This window comes from Pseudomonas palmensis (assembly GCF_017848315.1).
Classification (GTDB): domain Bacteria; phylum Pseudomonadota; class Gammaproteobacteria; order Pseudomonadales; family Pseudomonadaceae; genus Aquipseudomonas; species Aquipseudomonas palmensis.
Window position 1 is genome coordinate 1 of sequence record NZ_JAFKEC010000005.1, and the last position, 18,603, is coordinate 18,603.

General features: G+C 65.1%; 10 protein-coding genes, 1 tRNA gene and 3 pseudogenes. 6 read left to right on the forward strand and 8 right to left on the reverse strand.

Annotated features, from left to right (window positions below; genetic code table 11):
* Positions 1-55: 55 nt before the first annotated feature.
* On the reverse strand, positions 56-1,456 hold the full coding sequence (locus JZZ72_RS04480) for an aminotransferase-like domain-containing protein (protein WP_043861693.1): 1,401 nt from the start codon (positions 1,454-1,456) through the stop codon (positions 56-58).
* 171 nt (positions 1,457-1,627) lie between these two features.
* Here JZZ72_RS04480 and JZZ72_RS04485 point away from each other — a divergent pair, with 171 nt between their 5' ends.
* Both JZZ72_RS04485 and JZZ72_RS04490 read left to right on the forward strand, forming a co-directional pair.
* Positions 1,628-2,401: a class II aldolase/adducin family protein gene (locus JZZ72_RS04485; RefSeq protein WP_043861694.1), complete on the forward strand. Its 774-nt coding sequence runs from the start codon at positions 1,628-1,630 to the stop codon at positions 2,399-2,401.
* Between the two features lie 70 nt (positions 2,402-2,471).
* Entirely contained in the window at positions 2,472-3,506 is a 1,035-nt protein-coding gene (locus JZZ72_RS04490; protein ID WP_058540381.1) for an ABC transporter substrate-binding protein, read from the forward strand.
* 96 nt (positions 3,507-3,602) lie between these two features.
* On the opposite strand, the gene JZZ72_RS04495 is transcribed toward JZZ72_RS04490, so the two are convergent.
* Positions 3,603-4,922 carry an aspartate aminotransferase family protein gene (locus JZZ72_RS04495; RefSeq protein ID WP_210014095.1) on the reverse strand — a complete coding sequence of 440 codons (1,320 nt, stop codon included), beginning with the start codon at positions 4,920-4,922 and terminating at the stop codon, positions 3,603-3,605.
* Positions 4,923-5,987 (reverse strand): phosphotransferase, encoded by a 1,065-nt coding sequence (locus JZZ72_RS04500; protein ID WP_054914279.1) that lies wholly within the window; start codon positions 5,985-5,987, stop codon positions 4,923-4,925.
* Positions 5,988-6,148: 161 nt separating this feature from the next.
* Between JZZ72_RS04500 and pdxR the strand changes: the two genes are divergently transcribed.
* Positions 6,149-7,768 carry a MocR-like pyridoxine biosynthesis transcription factor PdxR gene (gene pdxR, locus JZZ72_RS04505; protein WP_210014096.1) on the forward strand — a complete coding sequence of 540 codons (1,620 nt, stop codon included), beginning with the start codon at positions 6,149-6,151 and terminating at the stop codon, positions 7,766-7,768.
* On the opposite strand, the gene JZZ72_RS04510 is transcribed toward pdxR, so the two are convergent.
* From JZZ72_RS04510 to JZZ72_RS28205, 4 genes and pseudogenes are all read right to left on the reverse strand, one after another.
* Positions 7,674-10,139 (reverse strand): sensor domain-containing protein, encoded by a 2,466-nt coding sequence (locus tag JZZ72_RS04510; RefSeq protein WP_058540378.1) that lies wholly within the window; start codon positions 10,137-10,139, stop codon positions 7,674-7,676. The genes pdxR and JZZ72_RS04510 overlap by 95 nt on opposite strands.
* 241 nt (positions 10,140-10,380) lie before the next feature.
* A pseudogene (locus JZZ72_RS04520) lies at positions 10,381-12,471 on the reverse strand (TonB-dependent receptor); the annotation flags it as partial.
* Positions 12,472-12,679: 208 nt separating this feature from the next.
* Positions 12,680-13,507, reverse strand: coding sequence for a methyl-accepting chemotaxis protein (locus tag JZZ72_RS28200; protein ID WP_370409200.1), 828 nt, complete (start codon positions 13,505-13,507; stop codon positions 12,680-12,682).
* A gap of 30 nt (positions 13,508-13,537) precedes the next feature.
* Positions 13,538-14,626, reverse strand: a pseudogene (locus JZZ72_RS28205) (cache domain-containing sensor histidine kinase); the annotation flags it as partial.
* 302 nt (positions 14,627-14,928) lie between these two features.
* Here JZZ72_RS28205 and JZZ72_RS28450 point away from each other — a divergent pair.
* Complete coding sequence (locus tag JZZ72_RS28450) at positions 14,929-17,094, forward strand: methyl-accepting chemotaxis protein (protein ID WP_100632511.1); 2,166 nt, start codon at positions 14,929-14,931, stop codon at positions 17,092-17,094.
* A gap of 181 nt (positions 17,095-17,275) precedes the next feature.
* Positions 17,276-17,349: transfer RNA gene (locus JZZ72_RS04535), tRNA-Cys, on the forward strand.
* Positions 17,350-17,847: 498 nt separating this feature from the next.
* On the opposite strand, the pseudogene JZZ72_RS04540 reads toward JZZ72_RS04535, so the two are convergent.
* Positions 17,848-18,174: pseudogene (locus JZZ72_RS04540) on the reverse strand (nucleoid-associated protein); the annotation flags it as partial.
* A 174-nt stretch (positions 18,175-18,348) separates the two neighbouring features.
* On the opposite strand from JZZ72_RS04540, the gene JZZ72_RS04545 reads away from it, so the two are divergent.
* Positions 18,349-18,549 (forward strand): hypothetical protein, encoded by a 201-nt coding sequence (locus JZZ72_RS04545; RefSeq protein WP_100632513.1) that lies wholly within the window; start codon positions 18,349-18,351, stop codon positions 18,547-18,549.
* The last annotated feature ends 54 nt before the right edge of the window (positions 18,550-18,603 follow it).

Genomic DNA, 18,603 nt, shown 5'->3' on the forward strand with positions numbered 1-18,603 from the left:
GGCCGCTTCGCCGGCAAGGCCGGCGCCTACTGGTGAAGAGGCGAGTCGAATCCGGTCAGTGCGCGGCCTGCTCCAACAGCCGGTAGATCCGCTCATCCTGCGCGTGCGCCACATTGAAACGCAGCCACGGCACCACCCGCGCATCGGGCATGAACAGTTGCCCGGGCGCGAGCAGAATCTTGTGTTCGCGTGCGTCCATGGCCAGTGCCGTGGCGTCTTCGACCTGGGGGTGACGGGCCCACAGGAACAACCCCGCATGGGGCTTGACGAAGATCTCCATGCCCACCGCCTCGAGCTTGCGCGCCACCTGTTCATGGGCCAGGGCCAGGTTGGCCTGCAACTGCTTGACGTGCTTGCGGTGGCGCCCCTGCAGCAGCACCTCCAGTGCCAGTTCCTCGGCAATTGCCGAGGTGGTCAGGCCGCTGGCCATCTTCAGTGGCACCAGTTCGTCGATCAGGTCGCGGTGCGCGGCAACGAACCCCACCCGCAGCGACGGCGCGATGCTCTTGGAGAAGCTGGCCACATAGATCACCCGCGCCAGCTGGTCCATGCCTGCCAGCGCCTGCTGGTCGGACGGGTCGAGGTCGGCGTAGATGTCGTTCTCCACGATCAGGAAGTCGTACTTTTCCGCCAGTTGCAGCAGACGGTGGGCCACCGCCAGTGTCAGGCTGGTGCCGGTGGGGCATTGCAGGCGCGTGTTGGTGAAGAACACCTTGGGCCGGTGTTCGCGGATCTGCGCCTCGAGCACGTCCAGGTCGATGCCGTCGCGGGTGCGTGGCACCCCCAGCAGGCGGGCCCCCTGCAGGCGCAGGTTGAGGAACAGGTTGTGGTAGCCCGGTTCGTCCACCAGCACGCTGTCGCCGCGGTGCACCAGGTAGCGCACCAGCAGGTCCAGCGCATGGCTGGCGCCGCTGGTCAGCAGAATCTGCTCGGGGTGGGCGTTGACCCGGGTATCGAGCAGCTTCTCCACCAGCCGGGCGCGCAGGTTGGCGCACCCCTTGGCATGGCCGTAGCCGGTGAACTCGCTCGGGTCGCGACGGCTCAGGGCGCGCAGGCTGCGTTGCACCCCGTCATCGTCGCTCCAGGGCTCGGGCAGCAGGCCGATGCCCGGGCGCAGGTCCATGCCCAGCGGCTGGAACACCTTCTGCAGCAGCAGGTAGGCGTCGAAGTCGAAGGCATCGTCGCTGGCACTGGGCATCGGCGGCGGGGCGGGGGTGTCGGGGGCGCTGCGTACATAGAAGCCGGCATTGCGCACCGCCGTCAGGTAACCCAGGGCCACCAGCCGGTCATAAGCCTCGACGGCGGTGAAATGGCTGACCTTGTGGGTTTGCGCGAACTTGCGGATGGAGGGCAGCTTGGTGCCCGGGCGCAAGCGCTGTTCGTTGATCGCGAGGGTGATGCCCGCAACGATCTGGTTGACCAGCGACTGCGACGAGCTGGCATCCAACAACATCATAGAAAACATCCGTCAGGCGAGGGTGTGGCGGTGGGTGTACTGGTGAAAACACCATAACAGGGCCGGCACAACCAGCGCGTTCTGTGCATGGTGGGCCGCCGGGGGCTGCTGCAACATCCCTGCATGCCGGCGGGCCAAGTGCCCGAAACATACCATGAACAAGGAGGCGCGATGCACCCCAACACCCCGCGGATCGACGCGCAGCAGGTTTCGCCCGAAGAGTGGCAGACCCGTTGCGACCTGGCAGCGCTGTACCGGCTGCTGGCCCACTTTCGCATGACCGATCTGATCGACACGCACATCTCGGCCCGTGTCCCCGGCGAGCCGGGGCATTTCCTGATCAACCGCTACGGCGTGCTGTTTCATGAAATGCGCGCTTCGGACCTGATCAAGATCGACCACCACGGCAACACCATCGACCCTGGCTATGACGCCGGCAGCGTCAACCGTGCCGGCTTCAACATCCATTCGGCGATCCACGCCGCACGTCCGGACCTGGCCTGTGTGGTGCACACCCATACCGCTGCCGGCATGGCCGTGTCGGCCCAGGAGCAGGGGCTGCTGCCGATCACCCAGCATGCGCTGAAGTTCTATCGCCGCCTGGGTTACCACGACTACGAGGGCATTGCGCTGAACCCGGCCGAAGGCGAGCGCCTGGTCAGGGACCTGGGCCCGCACATGGCGATGATCCTGCGCAACCATGGCCTGCTGGCCGCCGGGCGCTGCATTGCCGAGGCCTTCAACCAGATCTACTTCCTGGAGCGTGCCTGCCAGGCGCAGGTACAGGCACTGGCGGGCAACCCGCCGCTGCGCCTGCCGGACGAAGCGGTCTGCGAGCTGACCGCGCAGCAGTCCGACGCCGAATTCGATCAGCAACTCCACCTGTTGGCCTGGACCGCCGCCTTGCGCCTGATCAGTGGTGATCAGGTGGATTACCGAAGCTGAAGTGCGACCACCCGAAAGGACGCCCAGCGTGTATCAACTCTGCCAAAACCAATAAATTACAGAGGTAGACATGAAAAAAACCACCATTGCCGCCGTGTTGCTCAGTGCTTTTGCCGCCAACGCCCTTGCTGCCGAAATCACCGTGATTTCGTTTGGCGGTGCCAGCAAGGATGTACAGACCGAGGCCTTCTACGCCCCCTTTGCCGCCGCCAGCCACAGCAAGGTGGTAGCGGGTGAATACAACGGCGAAATGGGCCGGATCAAGGTCATGGTCGACACCAACAGCGTCAACTGGGACGTGGTGCAGGTCGAGAGCGCCGAACTGATCCGTGGCTGCGAGGAGGGCCTGTTCGAACACCTGGACCTCAACCGTATCGGCAAGGAAGCGGATTTTGTGCCCGGCACCCTGTCGGACTGCGGCGGCGGCCTGCTGGTATGGTCGATGGCGCTGGCCTACAACGGCGACAAGCTCAAGCAGGCGCCTACCGGCTGGAGCGATTTCTGGGACACCAAGAAGTTTCCGGGCAAGCGCAGCCTGCGCAAGGGCGCCAAGTACACCCTGGAAGCGGCACTGATGGCCGATGGCGTGCCGTATGCCGACGTGTACAAGGTGTTGTCGACGCCGGAAGGGGTGGAGCGTGCATTCCGCAAGCTGGACCAGATCAAGCCAGACATCCAGTGGTGGGAGGCCGGTGCGCAGCCGATGCAGTTCCTGGCCAGCGGCGACGTGGTGATGAGCACCGCGTTCAACGGCCGGGTATTCGCCGCACAGGCGGCCGGCGCCAATGTGCACACGGTATGGAATGGCAGCATCTACGCCATCGACTCGTGGGCGATCCCCAAGGGCAGCAAGAACAAGGCCCTGGCCGAGGACTTCATCGCGTTTTCGCTGCGCCCGGAAAACCAGAAGATCCACACCACCAAGCTGGGCTATGGGTCGACCAACCTGCATACCGCCGGGCTGCTTGACCCTGCACTGGCGGCGCAGTTGAACACCGCGCCGGACAACCTGGCGCAGGCCATCCCGATGGACAGCGAGTTCTGGGTCAACAACGGCGAAGACCTCGAGCAGCGCTTCAATGCCTGGGTTGCCAAGACCAAGTGAGTGAACCCCTTCGCCAGCAAGGCTGGCTCCTGCACCAATCGTTGTAGGAGCCAGCCTTGCTGGCGAAAGGGGCACAACCGTCAATGCCTCTCGCTGTCAGTTCAGCGACTTCAGCACCGCCTCCAGCGTCTGCACGAACAGATCGGCATGCTCGCGCTGGAAGATCAACTGCGGCCTGATCTTGAGGATGTTGGCCGCCGGCCCCGCCGAACTGATCAGCACGCCACGTTCACGCATGCCGTTCACCACCCGTGCCGTTGCCTCGGTGGCCGGCGCCTTGCTGGCACGATCGGTTACCAGCTCGACCCCCACGAACAGCCCGGCCCCGCGTACGTCGCCAATCAGCGGGTAGCGCTCGGCAAGCCCTTGAAGACCCGCCTTGAAATATTCGCCCACCGCCGCGCAGTTGGCCATCAGGCCTTCGCCCTGGATCACGTCGAGCACCGCGTTGGCTGCTGCACATGACACCGGGTTGCCGCCGAAGGTGTTGAAGTAGCGGGCGGTGCGACCGAACGCATCGAGCACCTCGCCGCGGAACACCGCCCCGGCAATCGGCTGGCCGTTGCCCATGGGTTTGCCCATGGTGACGATGTCGGGCTGCACGCCATGGCGTTGGTAGCCCCACATGTGCGAGCCGGTACGGCCAAAGCCCGATTGCACCTCGTCGGCGATGTACAGCAGGCCCTCTTCGCGGGCCACGGCCACCGCCTGTTGCAGGAAGCCGGGCGGGTCGGACAGCACGCCATCGCTGGCGAAGATGCCGTCGAGCAGCAGTGCTGCCGGCTTGATGCCGCAGCGGCGCAGGTCGGCGATGGCGGCGCGCACGTCGTCGGCGAAGATCTGTGCCACGTTCTCGGCGCCCAGGCGGTAGGCGTCGGGAGCCCGCACGGTACGCACGAAGTCACCCACCGGCACGCCCGCACCCAGCGAAGGCGAGGCGGCGGCGATCTGGTCGGTCACGCCGTGGTAGGCCAGCTGGGTCACGATCAGGCCGGTACCGCCGGTGTACTGACGGGCGATGCGCAGGGCCAGGTCGTTGGCCTCGCTGCCGGTACAGGTGAACATCACCTGGTCCAGCTCGGGCGGGAAGGTGGCCAGCAGTTTCTCTGCATAGTCGAGGATGCCTTCATGCAGGTAGCGGGTGTGGGTGTTGAGCACCTTGGCCTGCTCGTACAGCGCCTCGACCACCTTGGGGTGGCAGTGGCCGATGGAGGCCACGTTGTTGTAGGCATCCAGGTAACGCTTGCCGTCGGCGTCGTACAGCCACACGCCTTCACCCTTGACCAGGTGCAGCGGGTGTTCGTAGAACAGGCGGTAGGCCGGGCCCAGCACGCGCGCACGGCGCTCGATCAGGGCACGTTCGGTTTCGCTAAGGCGTGCGGCATCTTCGGCGGTGAAGCCATTGATCATGGTCATTTACAGCGTCTCCTCGGAGCAGATACGACGAATCTGTTGCTGCGCGACCTCGCGCGGCACGTCAGCCAGGGCCTTCAGGCCACGCCAGGCAGACGGCGCGTTGCGCAGGATGTAGGTGCGGTTTTCCGGGTACAGCGCAGCGCGCCAGTTGGTGATGGTCACGGTCAGCACCAGGCGGGTGGCGATCAGGTCCACCAGCAGTTCCTGTTCCAGCGGCTCCAGCGGCGCGATGCGGTGGTAGGCGCGGATGAACGGTGCAGCGTGTTCCAGCGGGTCGCCCTGGCTGCCCAGTTGATAGGCGGCGCCCACGGCCAGGTCGTTGACCAGCGGGGCATGCACCATGTCGCCGAAATCGAGGATGTTGCGCACCGGGTGCGGCTGGCTGGCATCGACGATCACGTTGTGCGGGTTCAGGTCGTTGTGGATCACCTGGGCGCGCAGGCCCTTGAGGTGCGGTTGTGCGTGGCGCTCGAAGTTGTCCAGAAAGTGCTGGGCCAGCTGGCGCTCTTCAGGGTCCTGGATCAGGCCGATCTTGTCGCTCAGCCGCGAGGCGTGCTTGAGGTCCCACAGCAGCTCGTGCCCGGCGCCGGGGTGGAAGAAGCCGCGCAGGGCCAGCCCCAGGCGGGCCAGGTGCTCGCCCAGGCTGCTGCGCAGCGCCACGTCGGGGTGTTCGACGCGGTGCAGGCAGATCCCGTCGACGAACGAGAACAACCGCACCAGCAGCGGCTGGCCATCGAACATCAGCGGGATCTGGTAGCTGCCGCTGGTGTTGGGGTAGATGCGCTGCACCGCCAGGGTCGGGTCGCAGTGCTGGATGTGCAGCAGCGCCTGGTTCTGGAAGTCGGCCACCTGCGGGTCTTCGGCCGCGTTGGAGACCTTGAGCAGGTACTGGGCGCCGTCGGCGCAGGTGATCTGGAAGTTGAGGTCACGCTCGCCGGTGAGCAGGCGGCACGCGCCGTGCAGGCCGAAGTACTGCGCTGCCACGGCCTGCGCCTGTTCGGCCGAAACCTTGGGCGGAGCTGCGACCAGCAATGCGTCGAAGGCAGGGGGTGTGTGAAGGGTCACTGAACATCACTCTGTCGATTGCCGGGAAAGCTGGGGTGTCAGGCCAGCACTGGTTCGAACATAGGCCTGTTTGGCTATATCGGTTATATCCAGAGTTGATCAGTTGTTAAGGCCACTTGTATGCTCGCGGTTCCGATCCCGCCCCTGCAGTGAGGCACCCGATGGCATCGCTTCTCCACGACCTGCTGGTCGGCACGCTGGACCGCGACGGCGGCGTGACCCTGCAGCGCCAGTTGTACCAGGCGATCCAGGCGGCGATCCTGCAGCGGCGCCTGCCGGTCAACCACAAGTTGCCCTCCACCCGGGCGCTGGCCGAGCAGTTGCTGGTCTCGCGCCTGACCGTGTCGCTGGCCTACGACCGTCTGCTCGATGAAGGCTACCTGTACGCCCGGCCCGGCAGCGGCACCTTCGTGGCCGACACCTTGCCCCAGGTGAATACCGGCGTGCCGGCCCCCGATACGCCCGACCAGGCGCCGCTGTCGGCCCGGGGCAAGGCGATCAACGCGCGCTTCGGCGCAGTGGCGCGGGCCGAGGGCGCCTTCGTGGGCGGCGTATCGGACGCCGACCTGTTTCCGTTTCATATCTGGAAGCGCCTGCACAACCGCTACCTGAGCAAGCGCCAGGCGCACCTGGCCGGCTACGTGGATCAGGGCGGCTACCGCCCGCTGTGCGAGGCGCTCAGTGCCTACCTGTATGCGGCCCGCGCAGTCCGTTGCAGCCCGGCGCAGGTGATCGTGACCCAGGGCACCCACCAGTCGCTGGACCTGGTGGCCAAGCTGCTGGGCGACCCGGGGGACACCGTGTGGGTCGAGAGCCCCTGCCACTGGGGTGCGCCGGTGGTGTTTTCGGCGGCGGGGCTGCACTGCGCGCCGCTGGCGATCGATGCACAGGGCGCCTGCCTGCCCTCGGCAGTGCCGGCTGCTGCGCCGCGGCTGGCGTTCGTCACGCCGTCGCATCAGTACCCCACCGGCAACATCATGTCGCTGCAGCGCCGGCGTGACTGGCTGGCGTATGCCCAGGCCAACAACCTGTGGGTGGTGGAGGATGACTACGACAGCGAGTTCCGGTACGACATCGAGCCGATGCCGTCGCTGCAGGGGCTCGGTGGCGAAGACCGGGTGATCTACCTGGGCACCTTCAGCAAGGTGATGTTCCCGGGGCTGCGCCTGAGTTACCTGGTGGTGCCCGAGGGGCTGGCCGAGGCCTTCGGCAAGGGCCTGATCCAGCTGTACCGGCCAGGGTACCTGTCGATTCAGGCGGCGATGGCCGACTTCATCCAGGAAGGGCATTTCGCCCGGCACATCCGCAAGATGCGCGCCGAGTACGCCCAGCGCCGCAGTTGCCTGCAGCAGTGCCTGGACGAGGCGTTCGGGGCGCTGATCGGGTACTCGGCGGGGCAGGCGGGGTTGCACCTGGCGGTACGCATCGGTGCCCCGGGCACGGCGCGCAAGATGCTGGCGCAGGCCCCGGCACATGGGCTGGTGCTGCGCGGCGGCTACAGCGTGGAGCCCGACGCCGATGACGACAACCTGCTGGTGCTGGGGTACGGCGGGGTCAAGGTGGGCGAGATCGAGGCGGCAGTGCAGCGGCTGCGGCGGCTGTACGATCAGGTGGCGGCAGGGCCGGCTCCCGCACCGTCGTGTAGGAGCCGGCCTTGCCGGCGAAACGGCCTGCGCGCTCGCTGCTCTACCGGCCTCCCTTCTGGCGCTTGTCAGCCGGCTGCGGATGCCCGAACAGATACCCCTGAAAATGCGAGCAGCCTTCTGCCTGCAACTGCTTGAACTGCGCCTCGGTCTCCACCCCCTCGGCGGTGGTGTTGATCAGCAGGCTGCTGCTCATGCCGGTAATGGCGCGGATGATCGACATCGCCTCGCGGCTTTCGCCCATGTCGTGCACGAACGACTTGTCGATCTTGATCCGGTCGAACGGGAACGAACGCAGGTAGCCCAGCGAGGAGTAGCCGGTACCGAAGTCGTCCAGGGCAATGCGCACGCCCATGTCCTTGAGCGCCTGCAGGGTACGCAGGTTGCCGTCGCTGTTCTCCAGCAGCACCGATTCGGTGATCTCCAGTTCCAGGCGCGACGGGTCGAGCCTGGCGTCGGTCAGCGCAAGCTGCACCACTTCCACCAGGTCGCTGTTCTTGAACTGCACCGGCGACAGGTTGACCGCCACCGATTGCTCGGTGGCCCAGCTGGCGGCCTCCTGGCAGGCCAGGTTCAGCGCCCGCGTACCCACCTCGTGGATCAGCCCGGTCTCTTCGGCAATCGGGATGAAGTCCATCGGCATGACCTGCCCCTTGACCGGGTGCTGCCAGCGCATCAGCGCCTCGTAGCCGGTGATCTGCCCGTCGTTGCCGATGATCGGCTGGTAGTGCATGTGCAGCTGGCCCAGGTGCAGCGCGGTGCGCAGGTCGGTTTCCATGATGCGGCGGCGCCGCGCGGCTTCGTCGAGCTCGGGGTGGAACAGCTCGTAGCGGTTGCGCCCGTTGCGCTTGGCCTCGTACAGGGCCATGTCGGCGTAGCGCAGCAACTGGTCGGCCTTGTGGTGGTCGACCGGCGCGATGGCGATACCCACGCTCAGGCCCACCGAGAAACTGTGGCCGTCGATCAGGAACGCCGGCGCCACTGCCTCGATCAGGCGCGTGGCGGTGCGCTGGGCATCCTCGAGGCGCGCCAGGTGCGGCAGCACCACGGCGAACTCGTCACCGCCCAGGCGCGCCAGGGTGTCCTGGTCGCGCAGCACGCTGCGCAGGCGCTGGCCCAGGGCGCGCAGCAGGCGGTCGCCGAAGGCATGCCCCAGGGCATCGTTGATGTTCTTGAAATTGTCCAGGTCCAGACACAGCGCCGCAGTCATGTGCTGGCGCGCCTGCCCGTCGGCCAGCGCCTCTTCCAGGCAGTTGTGGAACAGCGTGCGGTTGGGCAGGCCGGTGAGTTCGTCGTGGTGCGCCATGTGGTGAATCTGCGCGTGCGCGGCGATCTCGTCGGTGACGTCGTCGGCGATCTGCAGCACATAGTGGCCCGCACCCACCTGCGGGTTGCGGCTGAGCAGGGTGCGTGAGCGCAGGGTGCGTCGGCCCAGCGGGGTGTCGAGGTGGTCTTCGGTCAGGTGCAGGCCGTTATGGTTCAGGCAATGTTCGGTGAGGTGTTCGAGGTAGCCAGCCATCACCGGCACCAGGCTCTGCTGCGGGGTACTGCCGACCAGGGCGCACTGCTGGCTGGAGAACAGCTTCTCGGCCTGCGGGTTTGCCAGCAGGATCTGGCGCGAGGCCACGTCCAGCACCATCACGCTGGACGGGATGTTGCTGATCACCGAGTCGAGAAACTGCGACAGCGCGGCCATTTTCTCGCTCTGCGCCTCGGCCAGCTCCTTGGCTGCCAGCAGGTCGAGTTCGTACTGGCGGCGCTCGGTGATGTCGCGGGTGATCTTGGCAAACCCCAGCAGCTGGCCATCGTCGTCGTGGATGGCTTCGATCACCACGTTGGTCCAGAAGTGCGAGCCGTCCTTGCGCTGGCGCAGGCCCTGGGCCTCGAAGCGGCCGGTCTGGCGTGCGGCGTCCAGGCACTGGGCGGGCAGGCCGGCGGCGCGGTCCGCCGGGGTGTAGAACACCGAGAAATGCTGGCCGACGATCTCGTCGTGGGTGTAGCCCTTGGCCCGCTCGGCGCCGGCGTTCCAGTTGATCACATGGCCCAGCGGGTCGAGCATGTAGATGGCGTAGTCGTTCACGCCTTGTACCAGCAGGCGGAAGTGACGCTCCTGTTCACGTTGTTCGAGCAGGGCGCGGCGCTGTTCGGTGCAGTCGCGGGTAACCTTGGCAAAGCCGACCAGGTGGCCGTCGTCGTCATGCACCGCGTCGATCACCACGTGCGCCCAGAACGCACTGCCGTCCTTGCGCAGGCGCCAGCCCTCGGCCTCGAAGCGGCCCTGGTCGCGGGCGGTCTGCAGGTTTTTCTGCGGCAACTGCGTGGCGCGCTCCTCGGCGCTGTAGAACACCGAGAAATGCTCGCCGATGATCTCTTCGCCGGTATACCCCTTGGCCCGCTGCGCCCCGGCGTTCCAGTTGCTGACCACACCCTCCGGGGTCAGCATGTAGATCGCGTAATCGATCACGCTCTGTACCAGCAGGCGATACATTACATCGGAGTTTTCAATCATGTCGGCATCTCGGATCGCGTGGGGATGAAGCCAGCGGGGTGGGCAAGAGGAAACGAAAGGCGCGGGTGCGCAAAGCGGCACACTCAATATCAGGGCCGGATGCGAACGGCAATGGTTCTTTGGTACTGATTTTGGCGGCGCTCAGGGATTTGCGCGGCGCGAGGTGGGCATTTGGCCAGCAACGCCGGCTCCTGCAGGCTGCGTGCGCCCGTGCAGGAGCCGGCAATGCCGGCGAAGGGGCTCAGAACTCCAGCTGTGCCGAGAACGTCAGGGTACGCGGCGCGCCCAGGAAGTGGTCGCTCAGCCAGTACGCCTTGTTGGTCAGGTTGCTGACGTTGGCGCGCAGGGTCAGGGCGTTGTCCGCCAGCGGCAGGCGATAACGCGCACCGGCATCGAAGGTGGTGAACGACGGCAGGCTGTAGTGGTTGGCCTCATCCACGTACTGCTTGCCGGTGTAATAGGCGCCGCCGGTCACGGCGAATCCGGGCACGCCGTTCAGGTCGTATTCGGCGTACACCTTGGCCAGCTGGCTGGCCACGCCCACCGGCTTGTTGCCCTCGATGCTGGCGTTGGCCGCCTTCTTCACCTGGGGGTCGAGCAGGGTCAGGCCGCTGACCAGGGTCAGCTGCGGGGTGACCTTGCCGGTGATGCCGAACTCCAGGCCGTTGTTCTCCTGGCGTCCGTCCTGCACGTAGATCTGCTGCTGGTTGGTGTAGCCATTGGGCTTGTCGATGTTGAACAGTGCCAGGGTCAGCAGGGCTTCGCCCACTTCGGCCTTGACCCCCACCTCGTACTGCTCGCTGATGGCCGGGGCCATGGCCTGGCCGGCGTTGAGTGCGGTGTTGGGCGCGATGCCGCCGGCCTGCAGGCCTTCGATGTAGGTGGCGTAGGTGGTCAGCCAGGGCAGCGGCTTGTAGATCAGCGAGACGTTGGGCGAGGTCTTGCTCTGGTTGTAGTTGTCGATCTGGCTCGGGGTGCCGAGCGATTCGGCCCACACGAAGTTGTCGCTGAAGGTCTTGATGCGGGTGCGGGTGACCCCGAGGATGGTCGACCATTGTCCGTTGAAGGTGATCACATCGCCCAGCAGCAGGTTGTCGGCCTGGGTGCGCGAGGACAGGCGCTGGTCGCCGTGGCCGATGGAGTAGTCGGGCTTGGCGTACTGCGGGGTTTCATCCAGCGGGATCGAGCCGTTGCCGCCCACCGGCTGGTACTGCGGGCCCGGGAAGGGAATGTAGTCGGTGTAGTCGCGTACCCGCGCCACGTTGCCCTGATAGCCGAAGGTGACCTTGTGGCCGATGCTGGCGGTGTCGAAGGCCGCGTCGGCGAACAGGTAGGCCGAGGTTTCCTCGCGCTCGACCGGGGCGAAGGCGTACAGCGGTTGGCTGTAGACCCCGGGCGAGGTCACGGTGGGGCCGGTGTAGGCGTACTGGGTGCGGTTGCGGTCGTGGGCCACCGCGCCGCGCAGGCTGAACACCTCGTTCAGGCGCCAGTTGAAGCGGCTGCCGACGCGCTCGTGCTCGCTGTCGGAGAACGCCCAGCGCTGGCTGTAGAGCTTGTCGTTGTCCAACTGATCGGCGTCGGGGCGCAGGCGCTGGTCGGCGAAGTACCAGTAGCTGGTCAGGCCGTGGGTCTGGTTTTTCTTGTACGAGGCGTCGAACTGCACCAGCAGGTCGTCGCTGACGTTCCAGTCCAGCGCCAGGCTGACCATCTTGCGACGGCGGTTCTGCAGGTCGATGGCGGTCTCGCCGTCCTGGGCCAGCACGTTGACGCGGTAGGCCAGCACGCCCTGATCGTCGATCGGGCCGCCGAAGTCGCCGTGCACATAGGCGTTCTCGCCGCCGGCGTTGCCCAGGGTCACGCTGTTGTAGCGCTCGTAGGTGGGGCGCTTGAGCACGTAGTTGACCAGCCCGCCCGGGCTGCCGGGGCCATACAGGAAGCCGCTGAGGCCGGTGACGATCTCCAGGCGCTCCATCTCCTCGACGAAGTTGCCGCTGTCGGAGCCATTGCTGAAACGCAGGCCGTCGTTGGCGATGTTGAGATTGCCCAGGTCGTTGAAACCGCGGATCGCCACCGAACTGGCATAGCCGGCGCCCGAGGGCGAGGTGAACTGGGTGAAGGGGCTGAGCTTGAAGATGTCGTCGGTGGAGGTGGCCTGGGTGTTGCGGATCAGCTCGCTGGACACCACGCTGATCGAATAGGGCGTGTCCTTGAGGGCCATGCCGCCCAGGGCGCCGACGTTCTTCAGCGAGTCGGTGAGGTAGCCGGCTTCGGCGCTGCCGTCGGCGATGCGGGTGGCGTTGACGTCGGTTTGCGGCAGGTTCAGCCGGGCTTGGGGCACAGCCTGTTCATCGGCGGCCAGCAGCGGCGTGGCGATACCGGCGCAGGCAATCGCAAGCGCCAGCAGGTGAGGGCGGGGCGTAGGGGCGGCAACGGACATGGGGTCAGGTTCCTGATGTGAATGGTTCTCAGTAACCCTGTTGCCGCACGAGAAACAAAAAGTGACAGAGGCGCTGCAAAATAAATCGTGCAGCGCCTTTTTTTCAGGTTTTGAAGCGCCGTACCAGCGTGTTCATTTCGTTGGACAGCTGGGTCAGGTTGAACGCATCGCTCTTGGCTTCACTGGCCAGTTGCGCCACCCGCTGCGCATCGCCGTGGATCTGGCTGATGTGCTGGTTGATGCTTTCGGCCACCTGGTGCTGCTCTTCGGCGGCGGTGGCGATCTGGGTGTTCATGTCGCGGATCATGTCCACCGACTCGCGGATCTGGCCAAAGCGGGTGCGTGCCTCGCCGATGCGGCTGACCGAGTCCTGCGACAGGCTCAGGCTGGTGTTCATCTGTGCGGCGACCTGGCTGGTGCCGCGGGCCAGGTTGGCGAGCATGCCGTCGATCTCGGCGGTGGAGTCGGCGGTGCGCTTGGCCAGCGCGCGCACTTCGTCGGCCACCACGGCAAAGCCGCGACCCTGCTCGCCGGCCCGCGCCGCCTCGATGGCCGCGTTCAGGGCCAGCAGGTTGGTCTGCTCGGCAATCGAGCGGATGGTGCTGAGGATCGACTGGATGGCGTTGCTGTCGCGCTCCAGCTGCTGCATGGATTGCGCCGACTGGGCGATTTCCTGGCTGAGCTGGTCGACGCTGCCCACGGCGGCGTCGATCTGCTGCTGGCCCTCGGAAGCCTGGCGCTGGCCGTTGTCGGCCGACTCGGCGGCCTGGCTGCACGAACGCGCGACCTCGTTGGCGGTGGCGACCATTTCATGGAAGGCGGTCGACACCATGTCCACGGCCTCGCGCTGGCGACTGGCGGCGTCGGCCATTTCGTTGGACACGCTGGTGGCGCTGTGGGAGTTGGTCAGGATGCCGTCGGCGGCGTGCATGATGTGCTGGATCAGGCTGCGGATCGCGCCCAGGAACTGGTTGAACCAGCCCGAGAGCTGGGCCGTTTCGTCGTTGCCGCGCACATGCAGGTTGCGGGTCAGGTCGCCTTCGCCCTGGGCGATGCCTTCCAGGCCGTGGGACACGTCGTTGATCGGGCGCACGATGACCTTGGCAAAGCTGGCACCGACGAAGGCGAACAGCAGCCCAAGCGCGGCGGCAATGCCGACGATCAGCCAGGTGAGGCGAGTGGCCGAGGCCATCACTTCACTCTGCTTGACCAGGCCGATGAAGCGCCAGCCCAGTTGCTCGGAAGGCCACACGTTGGCCATGTAGCGCTCACCGTCGAGCTCGATCTCCACCAGCCCCTGGGTAGTCTTGGCCAGCTGCGCATAGCCCTGGCCGAGGCTGTCGAGCTGTTTGAAGTTGTGCGCCGGCTGCTTGGGGTCGACCAGGATGTTGCCGCTCTGCTCCAGCAGCATCACGTAGCCGGTTTCACCCAGCTTGAGCTGCTTGATGATCTCGGTCAGTTGCTTGAGCGACACATCCACGCTCACCACGCCGCCGTTGGCGCCCAGCGCGTTGGGCAGGCTGCGCACGGTGCTGACCAGCACCGCGTCGTCGTTGGCCCAGTAGTAGGCGGCGGTACGCAGGGTCTTGCCCGGGTTGGCCTGGGCCATCTTGAACCAGGGGCGCTGGCGCGGATCGTAGTTGGCCAGGCTGGGGTCTTCGGGCCATGAGATGTAGCCGCCCTCGGTGGTGCCGATGGAGATGTAGCCATAGGCCGGGTGGCTGGCGCCGAGGCGGGCAAAGTAGTCGAACACCGGTTTGTCCTGCGGCCCCATCGGCAGCGTGGGGGCGTCGGGCGAAATGTACTTCTTCAGGCTGGCGTCGGTGTTCTGCAGCATGGGCAGCTTGCTGAGAAATTCGATGTTCTGGCTGATGCCGTCGAAGAACAACTGCATGGCATTGGCCACCTGTCGAATTTCGCGGTCGCTGCCGTCGACGAAGTTCTCCCGCGCTTCCAGGCGGATGTTGAGTATCACCAGCGTAGCGACGACCAGTATCGGTACGCAGGCGATGGTCGCGAAGCCCCACGTGAGTTTCTGTTTGATGTTCATATCCGCTCCGCTGACGCCGTTTAATTGTTGTTTCGTCTGGTCGGGTTATCGGCGTGGCGAGCGGCCGCTTGAGCAGCAAAGGCAAGGATTGTAGGACATTTCATCTGCGCACTCCTGCGGTGCACACAAGCGCGTTCATGCGCCGTTTCGGGGCGCAGAAAAGGTGGGTTCGCAGGGGGCATGGAAGGGGCTGGCAGAGTGCTATCTGGCTGGCTTGCGCGTCGGTTTTCAAGGTGGTTTTTTGCGTTGGCCTGGTAGTTGCCTGCCGAATGGACAAAGGAATGTCGTATCGGGAGATGTAAATGTCGCTATCGAACAATTGCATGCAACTGTCCGCCGCAGAAAAGCGCTGGCTGCCATGGTTTGGCAAGACCGGCAAACTGGCCATGGGCTGGGCCTGCCGCCTCAACCGATCGGCGTACCCGGTGATCGGGCAGACCTTCGAAGCCATTGCGCATACCCGCGTCAAGTTGCTGCAGGGCTGGGCCCAGGAGCAGTGGGAGCACCTGGCGGAGCTGGCCGCCAGTGCCGGCAACGACATCCGCAGCCTCGATGGGCAGGTCTTGCAGCAGAAGCTGGCGCAGGCCGAAGACTTTTCCGAATTGTTCGTGGTGGATGCGGCGGGCGAGGTGCTTGCCTCGACCTGGCGCGGCCAGGGCACGCGCCCGCGCATCGACCCACGGCCGCTGGCCGAGGGGCTGAAGGCGCCGTTTCTGCATGGGCCCTACAGCGACCCGCTGACCCTGGCGATCGGCCCGTCGACCTCCAGCTTTCATGATGAAGTGACGCTGATGTTCTACCAGCCGATCAAGGTCGACCGCCAGGTGGTGGGCTGCCTGTGCGCACGGGTGCCCAACGACGTACTGGGCGACCTGATCCAGCGCGAGGCCGGGCATATCTTTGCCGAGTCCGGGGACAACTACCTGTTCATGGTGCAGTCGCGTTTCGACCCCGGCCTGCAGCCGGGGGTGGCCTTGTCGCGCTCGCGCTTCGAGGACGGCACCTTCAGCCACGGCGAGAACCTCAAGAGCGGCGTGCACACCCCGTGGAAGACCGTGCAGGTGCAGCGCCACACCGAGCTTGAGCTGCGCTTCACCGACCCGGCCACCGGGCAATTGCACCCTGGCGTGCGCGAAACCATCCGCACCGGCGCCAACCTGTTCGTGAGCTACCCCGGCTACTCGGACTACCGCCACATTCCCGTGGTGGGCAAGGGTGTGACCTTTCAGTTGCCCGGTTCGCCGGACCGCTGGGGCATGATGTGCGAAGCCGACCTGGAGGAGGTGTACCGGCGGCGCTCGCTGAGCTACGGCCTGATGAAGCCGTACCTGGCGACCATGCTCGGCCTGTTCGTCAGCAACTACCTGGTGCAGCACTACAGCGGCCTCGACCAGGGCCTGATCGATGCGTGCGAGGGCGTGAGCCTGCTGCTGGCCGCGCTGGTGTTCAGCGTGCTGGGGCCGCGGCGCCTCGCCGCGCGCCTGAGCGAGATGACCGGCGTGATCAGGGCCATCGCCGAAGGCGAGGGCAACCTGCGCCAGCGCCTGGACACCACGCGCATGGCCAATGACGAGACCGGCGACATGGGGCGCTGGATCAACAGCTTCATCGACCATCTGGACGCGGTGGTGGGGCAGGTGATCAAGGCCAGCCACAGCGTGGGCACCACCAACCAGATGATGCTGGGGCGCAGCCAGGCCGCCAGCCTCACCTCCGAGGAGGTGGCCGATGCCGTGCACCGCATGATGGTGATCGTGGAGGAGCAACTGGGCGAGATCCAGCAGGCCTCGGCCGGCGCCGAGCAGATGAAGCAGGCCATGGACGAGGTGGTCAGCCGGGCGCGGGAGCAGTTCCTGACCGTGCAGGCGGGCACCCAGTCGATACGCGATGTGGTGCAGCGTTCATCGTCCAGTGTCAGGTTGCTGGACAGCCGCATGGCCGAGATCGGCAACATCACCGGGCTGATCAGCGACATCACCAGCCAGACCAACCTGCTGGCGCTCAATGCCGCCATCGAGGCGGCGCGTGCCGGCGAGCATGGTCGCGGCTTTGCGGTGGTGGCCGACGAGGTGCGCAGCCTGGCGGCGCGCACGGCACGGGCGGCCGACGATATCCGTACGATGGTCGACGGTTTGCACAGCGAGACGCAGCAGGCCGTGGGCTTCATGCAGAGCGGCGTGCAGGACGTGGATGACAGCTTGCGCCTGGCCGAGCAGGCCTCGTCCGAGAACGTGCAATTGCACCGGGCCGTGGAGAACATGTTCGGCATCATCCAGCAGCTCAACCAGCGCAGCCTCGAGTACGGGCGCACCATCAAGGAGGTCGATCAGGCGTCACTGGAAATGCGCCAGACCGTGACAGTGCTGCACACCAGTGCCGAGACCGTGCGCTTGAATGCGAACAAGCTGCAGAAGCTGGTGGGCGTGTTCGAAGTCAGCCGCGGGGCAGGAGAGCCTGCCGCCGCATGACCCCGTTGGCGAAAACCCACCCCAAATCTTTTTAAATCAGGGGGTTGCAAGCCCTCCCGAATGCGGACATAATGGCGTCCATCGAAAGCGACGAGAAATAAAAATCTCAACGTTTTCAATGAGATGCAAATCTCTACAGTTTGTACGTGATTGAGCTGCTTCAGAGGGTTCAGTCATTTGAGGCCGAGTAGCAAAGTGGTTATGCTCCGGATTGCAAATCCGTCTACGCCGGTTCGATTCCGACCTCGGCCTCCATTATTGAAAGCCCCGCAGATTAACGTCTGCGGGGTTTTTCTTTGGGCGATAGAAAACCTGATCGTTTCCGCATCTTGAGGCATCGTTTCCGCATCAGCCCTCTACTTGGTCGGGCTGACCACTTCGCCGACTCGGCGATAAACACGCTTGGTGATTTCCTCTTTCCCTGGTCGAGAAGTGCATGACTGGTGGCTCGTACAAAAAGTCAGAGCCAAAGACCTGGTAACGTCCGTTACAGTCAGCGCCGCCTCATCAGGCGGCGTTTTCGTATGGGGGGAAGGCGCTGGCGGGCAGCGCTGCTGGTGTTATGCTTCGCCGCTTACCAAACAGGGAGAGTGGTAGTGAAACTGCGGGAAAAGCATAAGGTATTTCAGGAATGGTTCACGCCGCGGCGGCGTCGGCGAGCGGGCGGTACGTTGCTCGTCATCTGGACTGTCGGCATCTGTGTTTACCCTGGCAAGCACTGGATCTACGTGATGATTCCCGGAATGATGTGGTTCATGAGCGGTTGGCCTCCCGAGCTCCATGACAAGCGCTGAGGCACTGGCGGGCGGCGCCGAAGGGGCAGGCCGCGCGGCGCTTCAGTTGATCAGTAAGCTGCGTTGGCAGGTTGCGGATAGTCAGGCTGCTGCTGTCCTGGTCGAACTCAATCTTGGAGCCGAGCAAGTGAGGCTCGAAGCTGATCGACAAACCCTCTGCTCGACCGGTGTAGCGCCTGAACTGGTTCAGGGTGCGCTTGTGCGCAGTGAAGCTTTCCATCAGGCCGTAGTCCCCGGCCTTGATAAATTCGGCGAAGGTCGCGGGTCTATCTTCATCGAGCACCTGCACCGTGTAGTGAGGCCCAATACCAACATCAACCGGTCGGAACAGGGTCAATGCGGGAGCGCATTCAGGTGGGGCAAGACGTAATGCTTCGCGGCGGCATGCGCCGCCCTCCGTGACCTGAGCGCCTACGAAAGTTATCGTGGGGTTATGGATGGATTACTGAAGGAGGCGTGAATGCTGTGGTTCGGAACCGACAAAGCCAGGTTCAAGGTTCAGCGGCGCATCGCGGGCGTCGTGTTGTTCATTGCGATCTTCTTTCTAGCCGCACAGCTCGAAGCATGGCGTTCAGATAACGCCGCATTTGGCGATGTACTGGACGGCATCATCTTGACTGTGTTTGCAGGAGGCATGTTCTACCTGGCAGGCAGATGGTGACTCTGGTGGCCCTCCGTGGCCGGATGCGGCATGGGGGTGAATGAACCTTTTCAT

Bases quoted from the DNA above. Each gene is read 5' to 3' on its own strand.
- JZZ72_RS04490 (WP_058540381.1), top strand. From the start codon at position 2,472: ATGAAAAAAACCACCATTGCCGCCGTGTTGCTCAGTGCTTTTGCCGCC.
- JZZ72_RS28200 (WP_370409200.1), bottom strand. From the start codon at position 13,507: ATGCACGCCGCCGACGGCATCCTGACCAACTCCCACAGCGCCACCAGC.
- JZZ72_RS28450 (WP_100632511.1), top strand. From the start codon at position 14,929: ATGTCGCTATCGAACAATTGCATGCAACTGTCCGCCGCAGAAAAGCGC.
- JZZ72_RS04485 (WP_043861694.1), top strand. From the start codon at position 1,628: ATGCACCCCAACACCCCGCGGATCGACGCGCAGCAGGTTTCGCCCGAA.
- pdxR (WP_210014096.1), top strand. From the start codon at position 6,149: ATGGCATCGCTTCTCCACGACCTGCTGGTCGGCACGCTGGACCGCGAC.
- JZZ72_RS04545 (WP_100632513.1), top strand. From the start codon at position 18,349: ATGCTGTGGTTCGGAACCGACAAAGCCAGGTTCAAGGTTCAGCGGCGC.
- JZZ72_RS04510 (WP_058540378.1), bottom strand. From the start codon at position 10,139: ATGATTGAAAACTCCGATGTAATGTATCGCCTGCTGGTACAGAGCGTG.
- JZZ72_RS04495 (WP_210014095.1), bottom strand. From the start codon at position 4,922: ATGACCATGATCAATGGCTTCACCGCCGAAGATGCCGCACGCCTTAGC.
- JZZ72_RS04480 (WP_043861693.1), bottom strand. From the start codon at position 1,456: ATGATGTTGTTGGATGCCAGCTCGTCGCAGTCGCTGGTCAACCAGATC.